Origin of the sequence: Stenotrophomonas sp. TWI1151, assembly GCF_039673135.1 — a bacterium.
In the GTDB taxonomy this organism is placed as follows: Bacteria; Pseudomonadota; Gammaproteobacteria; order Xanthomonadales; family Xanthomonadaceae; genus Stenotrophomonas.
This window is the reverse complement of the sequence record NZ_JBDJLA010000001.1, coordinates 61,772-75,643: the sequence shown is the minus strand read 5'-3', so window position 1 is coordinate 75,643 and position 13,872 is coordinate 61,772. Positions and strand designations below refer to the sequence as shown.

The 13,872-nt window shown below is 66.9% G+C and carries 10 protein-coding genes; 5 read left to right on the top strand and 5 right to left on the bottom strand.

Going from position 1 to position 13,872, the window contains the following annotated elements; all coding sequences use genetic code 11:
- Positions 1–4: 4 nt before the first annotated feature.
- From ABE422_RS00305 to lpdA, 4 genes are read left to right on the top strand one after another with little or no spacing between them, the layout of a single operon-like run.
- Positions 5–1,255: a 3-methyl-2-oxobutanoate dehydrogenase (2-methylpropanoyl-transferring) subunit alpha gene (locus ABE422_RS00305; RefSeq protein WP_070427219.1), complete on the top strand. Its 1,251-nt coding sequence runs from the start codon at positions 5–7 to the stop codon at positions 1,253–1,255.
- A 4-nt stretch (positions 1,256–1,259) separates the two neighbouring features.
- Positions 1,260–2,303: an alpha-ketoacid dehydrogenase subunit beta gene (locus tag ABE422_RS00300; RefSeq protein ID WP_070427218.1), complete on the top strand. Its 1,044-nt coding sequence runs from the start codon at positions 1,260–1,262 to the stop codon at positions 2,301–2,303.
- A 3-nt stretch (positions 2,304–2,306) separates the two neighbouring features.
- Complete coding sequence (locus ABE422_RS00295) at positions 2,307–3,650, top strand: dihydrolipoamide acetyltransferase family protein (RefSeq protein WP_070427217.1); 1,344 nt, start codon at positions 2,307–2,309, stop codon at positions 3,648–3,650.
- Between the two features lie 3 nt (positions 3,651–3,653).
- Positions 3,654–5,060 (top strand): dihydrolipoyl dehydrogenase, encoded by a 1,407-nt coding sequence (lpdA, locus tag ABE422_RS00290; RefSeq protein ID WP_346482206.1) that lies wholly within the window; start codon positions 3,654–3,656, stop codon positions 5,058–5,060.
- A gap of 162 nt (positions 5,061–5,222) precedes the next feature.
- Here the strand turns inward: lpdA and ABE422_RS00285 are convergent, their stop codons facing one another.
- Both ABE422_RS00285 and ABE422_RS00280 read right to left on the bottom strand, forming a co-directional pair.
- On the bottom strand, positions 5,223–7,688 hold the full coding sequence (locus ABE422_RS00285) for a M20/M25/M40 family metallo-hydrolase (RefSeq protein ID WP_346482205.1): 2,466 nt from the start codon (positions 7,686–7,688) through the stop codon (positions 5,223–5,225).
- Positions 7,689–7,817: 129 nt separating this feature from the next.
- Positions 7,818–8,264 carry a PACE efflux transporter gene (locus ABE422_RS00280; RefSeq protein WP_346482204.1) on the bottom strand — a complete coding sequence of 149 codons (447 nt, stop codon included), beginning with the start codon at positions 8,262–8,264 and terminating at the stop codon, positions 7,818–7,820.
- 96 nt (positions 8,265–8,360) lie between these two features.
- Here ABE422_RS00280 and ABE422_RS00275 point away from each other — a divergent pair, with 96 nt between their 5' ends.
- Complete coding sequence (locus tag ABE422_RS00275) at positions 8,361–9,245, top strand: LysR family transcriptional regulator (RefSeq protein ID WP_346482203.1); 885 nt, start codon at positions 8,361–8,363, stop codon at positions 9,243–9,245.
- A 94-nt stretch (positions 9,246–9,339) separates the two neighbouring features.
- On the opposite strand, the gene guaA is transcribed toward ABE422_RS00275, so the two are convergent.
- From guaA to folD, 3 genes are all read right to left on the bottom strand, one after another.
- Positions 9,340–10,905: a glutamine-hydrolyzing GMP synthase gene (guaA, locus tag ABE422_RS00270; RefSeq protein ID WP_346482202.1), complete on the bottom strand. Its 1,566-nt coding sequence runs from the start codon at positions 10,903–10,905 to the stop codon at positions 9,340–9,342.
- A 111-nt stretch (positions 10,906–11,016) separates the two neighbouring features.
- A complete protein-coding gene (gene guaB / locus ABE422_RS00265) occupies positions 11,017–12,474 on the bottom strand; it encodes an IMP dehydrogenase (RefSeq protein WP_123729717.1) in 1,458 nt (485 codons plus the stop codon).
- Positions 12,475–12,867: 393 nt separating this feature from the next.
- Complete coding sequence (gene folD, locus ABE422_RS00260) at positions 12,868–13,749, bottom strand: bifunctional methylenetetrahydrofolate dehydrogenase/methenyltetrahydrofolate cyclohydrolase FolD (protein ID WP_346482201.1); 882 nt, start codon at positions 13,747–13,749, stop codon at positions 12,868–12,870.
- Positions 13,750–13,872 lie beyond the last annotated feature (123 nt).

The window sequence follows — 13,872 nt, the reverse complement described above, 5'->3', positions numbered from 1 at the left end:
TGACATGTCATCACCCCAGATCCCCGCCACGCGTGAACCGTTGCGTTTGCACGTGCCCGAGCCCAGCGCCCGTCCCGGCGAGGCCACCGACTTTTCCTATCTGAAGCTGAGCCCCGCCGGCGCGGTCGACAAGCCGCCCGTGGATGTGAGCGCCAGCCAGACCGCACCGCTGACCGGCCAGCTGATCCGTGTGCTGGACGACAACGGCGACGCCGTGGGCCCGTGGGCCGCCGACATCGACGACGCCGTGCTGCTGCGTGCCATGCACGCCATGCTCAAGACGCGCGCCTACGACGCCCGCCTGCTGATCGCCCAGCGCCAGAAGAAGACCTCGTTCTACATCCAGTGCCTGGGTGAGGAAGCGATCGCCGTCGGCCAGACCCTGGCGCTGCGCGATGACGACATGCAGTTCCCGACGTACCGCCAGCAGGGCATCCTGATCACCAAGGAAGTCTCGCTGGTCGACATGATCTGCCAGGTGCTGTCCAACGCGGCCGACCCGCTGAAGGGCCGCCAGCTGCCGATCATGTATTCGTACAAGGACTACGGCTTCTTCTCGATCTCCGGCAACCTGACCACCCAGTACATCCAGGCGGTGGGCTGGGCGATGGCCTCGGCGATCAAGGGCGACACCCGCATCGCCACCGCATGGGTGGGTGATGGCGCGACCGCCGAAGGCGACTTCCACGCCGCGCTGACCTTCGCGCACGTGTACCGCGCGCCGGTCGTGCTCAACGTGGTCAACAACCAGTGGGCGATCTCCACCTTCCAGGCGATTGCCGGCGGTGAGAACACCACCTTCGCCGCGCGCGGCGTGGGCTACGGCATTCCGTCGCTGCGTGTGGACGGCAACGATCTTCTGGCCGTGTACGCCGCCTCGCGCTGGGCCGCCGAACGCGCCCGCAGCAATCTCGGCCCGACCCTGATCGAGTGGGTGACCTACCGCGCCGGGCCGCATTCGACCTCGGATGATCCGTCCAAGTACCGCCCCGCCGATGATGCCCAGCAGTTCCCGCTCGGCGATCCGATCGACCGCCTGAAGCAGCACCTGATCAAGCGCGGCCTGTGGAGCGAGCAGCAGCACGACGAACTGCGCACCGAACTGGATGCCGAGATCCTGCGTGCCCTCAAGGAAGCCGAGACCCACGGGTTGCTCGGCAGCGACAACCGTCCCGGCGCGGCCCTCATGTTCGAAGACGTCTACAAGGACATGCCCGAACACCTCCGTCGCCAGCGTCAGCAGTTGGGAGTCTGAACACATGAGCGGGATTGAACAGAACAACACCGGCGGTACGCCGATGACCATGATCCAGGCGCTGCGCTCGGCGATGGACGTGATGCTGGAACGCGACGACAACGTGGTGGTCTTCGGCCAGGACGTGGGCTACTTCGGCGGCGTGTTCCGCTGCACCGACGGCCTGCAGACCAAGTACGGCAAGCAGCGCGTGTTCGATGCGCCGATTTCCGAGAACGGCATCGCCGGCGCGGCGATCGGCATGGCCGCCTACGGCCTGCGCCCGGTCGCTGAAATCCAGTTCGCCGATTACATCTACCCGGCCTACGACCAGATCGTGTCCGAAGCGGCGCGCATGCGCTATCGCTCCGGCGGCAGCTTCACCTCCTCGCTGGTGTTCCGCACCCCGTGCGGCGGTGGCATCTACGGTGGCCAGACCCACAGCCAGAGCCCGGAAGCGATCTTCGCCCACGCCACCGGCCTGCGCACGGTCATGCCGTCCAACCCGTACGACGCCAAGGGCCTGCTGATCGCCTCGATCGAGAACGACGATCCGGTGATCTTCCTGGAGCCCAAGCGCCTGTACAACGGCCCGTTCGATGGTCACCACGACCGCCCGGTCACCGCGTGGTCCAAGTACCCGGACAACCTGGTGCCGGAGGGCTACTACAACGTGCCGCTGGACAAGGCCGCCATCGCCCGCGAAGGCAAGGCACTGACGATCATCACCTATGGCACCACCGTGTGGGTGGCCAAGGCCGCCGCCGAAGATGCCGGGATCGATGCTGAAGTGATCGACCTGCGCAGCCTGTGGCCGCTGGACCTGGACGCCATCGTCAATTCGGTCAAGAAGACCGGCCGCTGCATCGTGCTGCACGAAGCCACCCGCACCTGCGGCTTCGGCGCCGAACTGGTCGCGCTGGTGCAGGAGCACTGCTTCTACCATCTGCAGGCCCCGGTGGAACGCGTAACCGGCTGGGACACCCCGTATCCGCACGCGCAGGAATGGGACTACTTCCCGGGTCCGTCCCGGGTCATCGATGCAATGCAGCGCGTGCTGGAGGACTGAACCATGGGACATCACGTCATCAAGATGCCGGACATCGGTGAAGGTATCGCCGAAGTCGAACTGATCACCTGGAAGGTCGAGGTCGGCGGCCCGGTCGCCGAAGACCAGGTCGTGGCCGAGGTCATGACCGACAAGGCCATGGTCGAGATCCCCTCGCCGGTGTCAGGCACCGTGGTCTCGCTGGGCGGCACGCCCGGCCAGATGATGGCCGTCGGCAGCGAGCTGATCCGCCTGGAAGTGGAAGGCGCCGGCAATGCCAGTGCTGCCAGTGCACCGGCTGCTGCCGCGCCGGCCGAACCGGTTGCTGCACCCAAGGCGGCTGCACCGGCCGCTGCACCTGCCACCGCCGCCGAGGCCGCACCGGCTGCGACGCCGGCCAAGGCCGCCGCTGCCTCCGCACCTGCCTGCGCCGCCAAGCAGGACGCGCGTGGCGCGGTCACCAACGGCGTGCTCAACGCCGGTGAAGCCCCGCTGGCCTCGCCGGCCGTGCGTCGCCGCGCCTGGGACCTGGGCATCGAGCTGCGCTACGTGCCGGCCACCGGCCCGGGCGGCCGCATCCTGCAGGCCGATCTGGATGCCTACGCCGCCGCCGGTGGCAAGGCGCAGCCGGTCGGTGGCAGTGCCGGCGGCAGCAGCTACGCGCGCCGCACCGGCGAGCAGCAGGTGCCGATCATCGGCCTGCGCCGCAAGATCGCGCAGAAGATGCAGCAGTCCTGGACGACCATTCCGCACATCACCTATGTGGAAGAAATCGACGTCACGGAAGTGGAAGCCCTGCGTGCCAAGCTCAACGAACGTTGGGCCAAGGAGCGCGGCAAGCTGACCCTGCTGCCGCTGCTGGCACGCGCCGTGGTGCTGGCCGCACGCGACTTCCCGCAGATGAACGCCCGCTTTGATGACCAGGCCAACATCGTGACCCGCTACGAGGGCGTGCAGCTGGGTATCGCGACCCAGAGCGAGGTCGGCCTGTCGGTCCCGGTGGTCGCGCATGCCGAGTCGCTGGATCTGTGGCAGACCGCCACCGAGATCGCGCGCCTGGCCAATGCCGTGCGCGTGGGCAAGGCGACCCGTGAGGAGCTCTCCGGCTCGACCATCACCATCAGCAGCCTCGGTGCGGTGGGCGGTGTGGTGTCGACCCCGATCATCAACCATCCGGAAGTGGCGATCGTCGGTGTGAACCGCATCATCGAACGCCCGATGTTCCGCGAGGGCCAGGTGGTGGCGCGCAAGCTGATGAATCTGTCGTCCTCGTTCGACCATCGCATCGTCGATGGCATGGATGCGGCCGAGTTCGTGCAGGCGATCCGTACGCGCCTGGAAACCCCGGCCCTGCTGTTCGTGGAGTAAGCGATGTCCAATACCCTTCAAACCCAGTTGCTGATCATCGGCGGCGGCCCCGGCGGTTACATCGCCGGCATCCGCGCCGGCCAGCTCGGCGTCAAGACCGTCGTGGTCGAGGGCGTCAATCCGGGTGGCACCTGCCTCAACATCGGCTGCATTCCCTCCAAGGCGCTGATCCATGCCGCCGAGGAGTTCGCCAAGGTCACCGCCTATGCCGCAGGCACCTCGCCGCTGGGCATCAGCGTGCAGGCGCCGTCGCTGGATCTGGCCAAGACCGTGGCGTGGAAGGCCGGCATCGTCAAGAAGCTGACCGGTGGCGTCAGTGCACTGCTGAAGAAGAACGGCGCGCAGCTGATCAAGGGCTGGGCCACGATCGTCGACGGCAAGACCGTCGAGATCGCCGGTGCCGCCGAAGACGGCGGCACGCTGCGCATCACCTGCGAGCACCTGCTGCTGGCCACCGGCTCGGTGCCGGTGGAACTGCCGTTCCTGCCGTTCGGCGGCAAGGTCATCTCCTCGACCGAAGCCCTCTCGCCGACCTCACTGCCCAAGCAGCTGATCGTCGTCGGTGGCGGTTACATCGGCTTGGAGCTGGGCACGGTGTATCGCAAGCTGGGCTGCGAAGTGACGGTGGTCGAGGCCCAGGAACGTATCCTGCCGGCCTACGACGCCGAGCTGACCAAGCCGGTGGCCACGCACCTGGAGAAGTCCGGCGTGAAGCTGCTGACCGGCCACAGCGTGCTTGGCCTGGCCGACAACGGCCAGCTGCGCGTGCGCGACAAGGACGGTAACGAAATCGCGCTGGACGCCGACCAGATCCTGGTCGCAGTCGGCCGTCGCCCGAAGACCGACGGCTTCAATCTGGAATCGCTGCAGCTGGATCTGACCGGCAAGGCGATCAAGATCGACGACCAGTGCAAGACCTCGATGCGCAACGTGTGGGCCATCGGCGATGTCGCCGGCGAGCCGATGCTCGCGCACCGGGCGATGGCGCAGGGCGAACTGGTGGCCGAGATCGTCAGCGGCAAGAAGCGGCACTTCGTGCCGGCCGCGATTCCGGCGGTGTGCTTCACCGATCCGGAAATCGTGGTGGTCGGGCTGTCGCCGGACGAAGCCAAGGCACAGGGCATCGAGACCAAGGTCGCGCTGTTCCCGTTCGCGGCCAATGGCCGTGCGATGTCGCTGGAATCCACCGATGGCTTCGTGCGCGTCGTCGCGCGCAGCAGCGACCACCGCATCCTCGGCTGGCAGGCCGTGGGCGTGCAGGTCTCGGAACTGTCCATCGCCTTCGTGCAGTCCATCGAGATGGGCGCCACGCTGGAAGACATCGCCGGCACGATCCACCCTCACCCGACGCTGGGCGAGGCGGTGCAGGAAGCGGCGCTGCGTGCGCTGGGGCATGCGTTGCATATCTGAGGCAGGTCTGTAGGTCCGAGCCATGCTCGGACGCTTTGCAGCACCAAAACAAACGGCCCGCACTGCGGGCCGTTTGTTTGCATCGGTTCTGGTAGATCGCAACGGGCAGCAGTGGAGGCTGGCCGTGACGGAGGGGCCACACGCCCTCCATCCCGTCGGGCGTCAGCGCCCACCCTGGTGCGCGCCGCCCTCCCGGCTCACGCGCGTCGCGCCCAGAATCCAGGTCATGTCCGAGGTCGACCACGGCACGATGTGCGCAGACCGCGCAGGCAATGGCGCCGCATCCCTGGGCCAGCCATCGATCCCGGCTGCGGCCTGCACCTCGACCGGGCCACTGTCTGCCGGCCAGCGCAGCTCGATCCCGTCCGGGCCCGGCGCCTGCCAACGCAGTCGTGACCAGCGACCTGCCTCGTCCAGCAGGGGCGCATCCTCGCCCTGCAGCTGCACATTGCGCACGATTGCCCCGCTCTTGAGCCGTACACGGAGTTCGCGCGTGCCTGCTGGTGCCAGCACGCGCAATATCGCCTGGCCCGTATCGGCATCGTAGGAGCGCTCGAAACGCACCGGCCCTGGCACCGCAATGGCGTCCGCCGTCGTTGCCCAGACAGATGTCAGATCCATCGCAGGAATCGGCAGGCGGGCAGGTTCAGCCTGCGCGCCGCCCAACGCACGCCGGCTCCAGTCAGACAGCTGCGGCAGTGAACTGACGCGGTGGTAGTGCTGGTTGTCTGGGTCCGCAACGAACAGCACCTGGGACAGCTCGGGGTAGCGCGTGCGGTCCGCCTCGGTGAATGACGCGGCGGCCAGTACACCCGCAGCCGCCAGCAACGTCACGAGCGCAGCGATCGCGAACCCGCGTCCACCCTCGGCTATACGTACCCACGGCAGCAGCAATACGGCCAGCCACGCGAACGGCAACGCCAGCACCTCCGGCGTGCCGAAGCCGATCGCCTCGAACAGCTGCAGGGCAAAGTGGAAGACGTGCGCCAGAGCAAACGCGGTGATCACTGCCGCGACAAGGACACGCAATGCGGACAGCGGCGCATGCGCCGGCAGCAGCCAGACCACCGCCGCCATCGCCAACAGCGGCCACAGCAGCAACGGCGCCAGCTCCGGCGCCAGCACCTGCACGGCTGCACCGATGATCCAGCCCACCAGCAAGGCGCCCAGCCGCACGCTTTCACCGCGTGCAGCGGTTCCCGCGCTTGTCCAGGCCAGCAGCGCAACCAGCACGCCCAGCACCAGCCCGATCACATCGAACCCACCCCGCAGTGAGGCGCACGCACCGGCCAGCAGCGCCAGTGCGGCAGCCGGTTTGCGCGCAGCCTTGCAGGCCAGCAACGCACCCAACCCCACCACCACCCCGATGGACAACAGCCCCTCGCCCGCCGCCAGCGTCGAGAATGCCGCCAGCAGGTCGCGATTGATCACCAGCGTGGCATCGCCACCGCCCAGCAACCGGTAAGACACACGCACCGCCAGCGCGACCGACAGCAGTGCCAGCGGCCACCAGGCCACACCACTGACCACGCCGCGCCATCCGCCCAGGTTGAACGTGGCACGCCGTGCGACCACGACAATGACCAGCAGCCCGACCGCCAGCACGCACCAGCCTGACCACATCGGCACGCTGATCATCCAGCCGCCAGGAAGATCGCTGTAGATCGCATCCTGGGTGGAGGTCGGCAGTGTCGCCGAGGTCGCCAGCCGGCGCACCAGCGGCAGCACCTGCGCGCCCATGTGCTGCACGCTGCCCGGGTCGAGATTGGCCACGCTCGCGGTCGCGGCGTGGTAGTCGATCTGGCTGCCGATGATCGCGAAATTGAGGCCGGGAATACCTTTCTGCGCCGGCACCGTGAAGTCGGTGCCGTTGGGCATGTAGCGGTAGACGAAACCGGTCAGCGAATTGCCCAGCGGCTGCGGCGCGAGTTTGGCGAACGTGCCCAGCAGCGCCGCGTTGCCCGGCCCGGTTTCAAACAGCACCGCACGGCCGCTGCTGCCGCGGGCTTCCAGATTGACGACCGTGCCGATACGCGACGACAGCGGATGCGAGGCGAAAAACGCACGCGCGCCAAGCAGGCCGGCCTCCTCCGCATCGGTGAACAGGAACACCACGTCACGCTGCCGCGCGTCGCTCTGCAGCGCACGGGAGATCTCCAGCATCACCGCCACGCCAAGGCCATCGTCGGCCGCGCCGGGCGAATGCGGAACGGTGTCGTAGTGCGCCATCAGCAGCACCGCCGGCAGGCTGCGATCGCGGCCCGGCAGTACCGCGACCACGTTCTCGACATTGGCCGCGCGCACACCACGTCCGTCGCCCGAACCGTACTCGGCGGCTGCGTGCCCGCGGTGCACGGCCACCTGCAGTCCGGCCTGCTGCAGGTGGTTTACCAGTTGGTCGCGAACCCTTGCCGCGGCCGCTGAGCCGGTGGGATGCGGCTCGGCTGCGATCCAGCTCAGGTGCTGCATTGCGCGTGCGGCCGAGAACTCGGCGGTGGCGATGCTGGCGGGCTGTGGCGGCGGGGTTTTCTGCGCGCTCCAGGCGGACCATGCGGCGATGGCGATGCTGAGGAGCAGCAGTGGCAGCGTGTAGCGTGCGACGCCACGGGATGACCGGAGCGCGCTCATGCGCGCACCCTGTGGTCTAGGTCATTCGCCAAGCTGCAGAGGCGCGGGATAAGGAGCACTGGGGCAATCCAGCAAGGGGACCTTCACAGGATTACAAAGCAATTTCCGATCTGTCAAACAATTTTCTGATCAGCCAAGATGCGGGTTCTCCTCGTGATTCACTGCGGAACTGGGAACGCCGAAGCACCGGTCGAACGCCCAGTTGTAGGCGAACGTATAAAAAGGGATGTAGACGATGAACACCAGGTCCAGTACGAACGCCTGCGTCAACGTGATGCCCAGCCACCATGCGATGAGCGGGACCAGAAAGCACACCAGGGTCAGCTGGAACGCCACGGCATGCAGCACACGTCGGCGTACCGTGCGGGTGCGGTCGCGCTGGCGCCGCTCCCATGCCTCGAACAGGTAGTTGAAGCTCACGTTCCACACCGTGGCTATCCCCGTGATCATCAGCGCCAGCAGTCCGGTCGTGGCCGGTGACTTGCCGGTCAGCACCGTCATGACCATCGTTCCCACCGCGAGTCCCAGAAGCTCATAGCACCCGACGTAGATCACCTTGCGCTTTACGCCCTGCATCACATCCTCCTGCTTGGTCACTGGCGAAGGGTGTGATGCTATATTCAGAATCACTGACTGAAAAAGTCATCTCCTTTCAGAATTATTGAAAGATATATGTCCCTCTCCAGCGATGACATCGATCTCTTCCTCGCTGTGATCGACCACGGCTCCTTCTCCGGCGCGGCCCGCGCGCTGCGTCGGGTGCCCTCCGCAGTAAGCATGGGCATCGCAAACATCGAGGCCGGATTGGGTTATCCACTGTTTGACCGCTCGCGCCGCGAGGCGTTGCCGACCGCACAAGCACTGGCCCTGCTGCCCCACGCGCGCTCCGTCGCCAGCAGGTTGCGGCTGTTGCAGATCCATGCCGTGGAGCTTTCGCAGAATCTGGAGAGCACTCTGACCGTCGCTGTCGCCGCCGGCGTTCCGGACCAGACGTTGCTGGAGGCGCTCGCCCGGGTGGGCTGTCGGTACCCTCTGCTGCGGGTGAACCTGCTTCGACTGCCCCAGGACCAGGTTCGCGAGATGCTGCACCAGGAGCGGGCCGATCTGGTCCTGCTGCCCGTCTCCACGGAGGTGGATCGAGAAGAGGCCTTCACCTATGTCACCAACGTTCTTTTCATCGCCGTCGCTTCGGCCACGGCGGACACGCCCGGTCTCCCGGCGGGCCTTCGGCGTCTGGAGGATCTCAGCGGCAGCCGCCAGATCGTGGTGGCTGGGCCAGACGACGACGTCGCAGATCGTCGGCTGCTGGTGTCCGACGCCCGCTGGCATGTGGACTCTGTGGAGGCTGCGCTGGGGCTGGTGGAACGCGGTGCTGGCTGGGCCAACCTGCCGGCGGATGTCGTTGAGGTCGCCGTTTCTGCTGGACGCGTGAAAGTGCTGGCGTTCGACAACCTGGAGAACGGCGTGACGATGCCGGTGCACCTGGTGTGGCTGCGCAGGAAGCCGGTGCGACGTGCCGCTGGCGATGTGATCGCGCTGATGCGCGACCACCTCTGACCCCGTACACCCGAAGAGAACAGAAAAGCCCGCATTTCTGCGGGCTTCCGTGTACGTCCGTGTGTCTTGATACCAGCCAGGGCTGGACGCTGACTCACTCCCACTCGATCGTCGCCGGCGGCTTCCCCGAGATGTCATAAACAACCCGCGACACTCCCCGCAGCTCATTGATGATCCGGTTGCTCACCGTGCCCAGGAACTCATACGGCAGATGCGCCCAATGCGCCGTCATGAAATCAATCGTCTCCACCGCGCGCAGTGCGATCACCCACTCATACGCACGCGCATCACCGACCACGCCCACCGACTTCACCGGCAGGAACACCGCGAACGCCTGGCTGGTCTTGTCGTACAGATCGGCCTTGCGCAGTTCATCGATGAAGATGGCATCGGCCTTGGCCAGCAGTTCGGCGTATTCGCGCTTCACTTCGCCGAGGATGCGCACGCCCAGGCCCGGACCCGGGAACGGATGGCGGTAGACCATGCTGCGCGGCAGGCCGAGCTCGACGCCGAGGCGACGCACTTCGTCCTTGAACAGCTCACGCAGCGGCTCGACCAGGCCCAGCTTCATGTGCTCCGGCAGGCCGCCGACGTTGTGGTGGCTCTTGATCACGTGGGCCTTGCCGGTCTTGCTGCCGGCCGACTCGATCACGTCGGGGTAGATGGTGCCCTGCGCCAGCCACTTGGCATTCTTCAGCTTGGTGGATTCTTCATCGAAGATGTCCACGAACAGGTTGCCGATGATCTTGCGCTTGGCTTCCGGATCGCTGACGCCTTCGAGCTTGCTGAAGTAGCGGTCCGCTGCATTTACGCGGATCACCTTGACGCCCATGTGCTCGGCGAACATCGCCATCACCTGGTCGCCTTCCTGCCAGCGCAGCAGGCCGGTATCGACGAACACGCAGGTCAGCTTGTCACCGATCGCCTTGTGCAGCAGCGCAGCCACGACGGACGAATCGACGCCGCCGGACAAGCCCAGGATCACTTCGTCATCGCCGACCTGCTCGCGCACGCGGGCGATCTGGTCGTCGATGATGTTGGCGGCGGTCCACAGGGTCTCGCAGCCGCACACATCCACCACGAAGCGGCGCAGCAGCGCCTGGCCCTGCAGGGTGTGGGTCACTTCCGGGTGGAACTGCACGCCGTACCAGCGCTTCTCTTCGTTGGCCATCGCGGCCACCGGGATGCGATCGGTCACGGCGGTGACGGTGAAGCCCGGGGGCGCGACGGAGACGTGGTCGCCGTGGCTCATCCAGACATTCAACTTCGGCTCGCCACCGTGGTCGCTCAGACCCTTGAACAGCGCATCCGGGGCGACGACGTTGACTTCGGCATGGCCGAACTCACGCTGGTCGGCCGCTTCGGTGGCGCCACCGAGCTGCGCGGCCAGGGTCTGCATGCCGTAGCAGATGCCGAAGATCGGCAGGCCGCTGTCGAACACTTCCTGCGGTGCGGCAGGCGCACCCGGCAGCGTAGTCGATTCCGGGCCACCGGACAGGATGATGCCCTTGGCGCCGAACGCGGCGATGTCGGCCGGATTGTGGTCCCATGCCCAGATCTCGCAGTACACGCCGAGCTCGCGGATGCGGCGCGCGATCAGCTGGGTGTACTGGGCGCCGAAATCGAGGATGAGGATCTTGTCGTTATGGATGTTGGTCATGGTGCCCGGGCAATGCAGGAGTAAATACGGGAAACACAGCGTCGTTACCGGCGGCCGATAGAGAAAGAGGAACGGGAATCAGCTTCCTCGTTCCTCTTTGCTCATGCCGCGTCAGGCGCGGTAGTTCGGCGGCTCTTTGGTGATCTGCACGTCGTGGACGTGGCTCTCACGTTGGCCGGCGCCGCTGATCTTGACGAACTTCGGCTTGCTGCGCATGTCTTCGACGGTGCCGCAGCCCACGTAACCCATGGTGGCGCGCAGGCCGCCCATCAGCTGGTGGATGATGCCGCCGACCGGGCCGCGATACGGCACGCGGCCTTCGATGCCTTCGGGCACCAGCTTGTCGGCGCTGGAGGCGTCCTGGAAGTAGCGGTCCTTGGACCCCTTCTCCATCGCGGCCAGCGAGCCCATGCCGCGGTAGCTCTTGTAGGAGCGGCCCTGGAACAGCTCGGTCTCGCCGGGCGATTCCTCGGTACCGGCCAGCAGGCCACCGATCATGATGGTGGAGGCACCGGCGGCCAGCGCCTTGCCGATGTCGCCGGAGTAACGGATGCCGCCGTCGGCGATCAGCGGGATGCGGTCCTGCAGCGCCTCGGCGACCAGGTCGATCGCGGTGATCTGCGGCACACCGACACCGGCGACGACGCGCGTGGTGCAGATCGAGCCGGGGCCGATGCCGACCTTGACCGCGTCCGCGCCGCTGTCCAGCAGCGCCAGTGCGGCTTCACCGGTGCAGATGTTGCCACCGACGACCTGCACCTGCGGGAAGTGCTTCTTGACCCAGCTGACGCGGTCCAGCACGCCCTGCGAGTGGCCGTGCGCGGTGTCGACCACCAGCACGTCCACCCCGGCGGCGACCAGCGCCTCGACCCGACGGTCGGTATCGCCACCGACGCCGACGGCCGCGCCGACCAGCAGGCGGGTGGCGGTGTCCTTGGCGGCGTTCGGGTAATCGGTGTTCTTCTGGATGTCCTTGACGGTGATCAGGCCGCGCAGGGCGAACTCATCGTTGACGACCAGGATCTTCTCGATGCGGTTGCGGTGCAGCAGCTGCAGCACTTCATCGGAGGCCGCGCCTTCCTTGACCGTGATCAGGCGATCCTTCTTGGTCATGATGTGGCGGACCGGATCGTCCAGCTCGGTCTCGAAGCGCATGTCACGGTGGGTGACGATGCCGACCAGCTGGCCGCCGCCGTCCACTACCGGCACGCCGGAGATGTTGCGCGCCTGGGTCAGGGCCAGCACGTCGCGGATGGTGGTCTCCGGGCCGACGGTGATCGGGTCGCGGATGACGCCGGCCTCGAACTTCTTGACCTTGGCCACTTCGGCAGCCTGCTGCTCGACGCTCAGATTCTTGTGGATGATGCCCATGCCGCCGAGCTGGGCCATGGCGATGGCCAGGCGGGCTTCGGTGACGGTATCCATGGCAGCCGAGAGGATCGGAAGCTTCAGCCGCAGGTCGCGCGTCAGGCGCGTTTCCAGACTGACATCCTTGGGCAGGATGATGGAATGAGCGGGGACGAGGGAGACGTCGTCGTAGGTGAGAGCTTCAGCCTGGATGCGCAGCATCGGCATACCCGAGATGTGGGGAAGCGCGACATTTTACCCTGATTCGGGCGTCTTTGGCAGGGGGCAGGTGCGACGCTGTGTCGCGCCGACGAACCCGGTAGAGCCGACCGTTGGTCGGCTACGCCTGGATCGGGTAGAGCCGACCGTCGGTCGGCTGCGCCTGGATCGGGTAGAGCCGACCGTTGGTCGGCTGCGCCTGGATCGGGTAGAGCCGACCGTTGGTCGGCTGCGCCTGGATCCGGTAGAGCCGACCGTTGGTCGGCTACGCCTGGATCGCCCTGCCACCGCGCCAACAGCAGCCGACCAACGGTCGGCTCTACCAGGGGCGGCAGGTGTCGGTCGGCCCGGACGCGCGGCCGCGGGAGATGCCGACCGTGGGTCGGCACAGGGCGGTCAGAACGCCTCGGCGGCCTCGATCGTGTTCTGCATCAACGTGGCCACGGTCATCGGCCCTACCCCGCCCGGGACCGGGGTGATCCAGCTGGCGCGCTGGGCGGCGGCCTCGAAGCCGACATCGCCGACCAGGCGGCCATCATCCAGGCGGTTGATGCCCACGTCGATCACCACGGCGCCCGGCTTGACCCATTCACCCGGGACGATGCCCGGGCGGCCCACGGCGACCACCAGGATGTCGGCGTTGCGCACCGACTGCTCCAGCACGTACTTGGGAGTGAACTTGTGGCAGCTGGTCACGGTGCAGCCGGCGATCAGCAGCTCCAGGCCCATCGGGCGGCCGACGTGGTTGCTGACGCCGACGATGGTGGCGTTGCGGCCGCGCACCGGCTGGTCGGTATGGCCCAGCAGGGTCACGATGCCGCGCGGCGTGCACGGGCGCAGGCCGAATTCGCGCAGGGCCAGATGGCCGACGTTTTCCGGGTGGAAGCCATCAACGTCCTTGCGCGGGTCGATGCGGTGGATCAGGCGATTGGCGTCCGGGATGCCCGGCAGCGGCAGCTGGACCAGGATGCCGTGGATCTTCGGATCGGCGTTGAGCTGGTCGATCAACGTCAGCAGCTCGGCCTCGGTGGTGCCGGCCGGCAGATCGTAATCAAAGGCTTCGATGCCCACTTTCTCGGCCGCGCGGCGCTTGTTGCGCACGTACACGGTCGAAGCCGGATCGCCACCGACCAGCACCACGGCCAGGCCCGGACGGCTGCCACCGGCAGCCAGGCGGGCATCTACCCGGACCTTGAGGCTGTCCAGCAGGTCTTCGGCGATGCGGCGGCCGTCGAGAATGCGGGCGGAAGAAGCGGTGTCGGAAGTCGGTGAGCTCATCGAGGGCGGCAGGCGTGGGGGCGACGGTCGGCTATTGTCCCTGATTCGGCCCGCCCCGCCCACCGGTAGTGCCGGCCGCTGGCCGGCACGTGGGATGGGCCCACCTGGGTGCCGGCCAGCGGC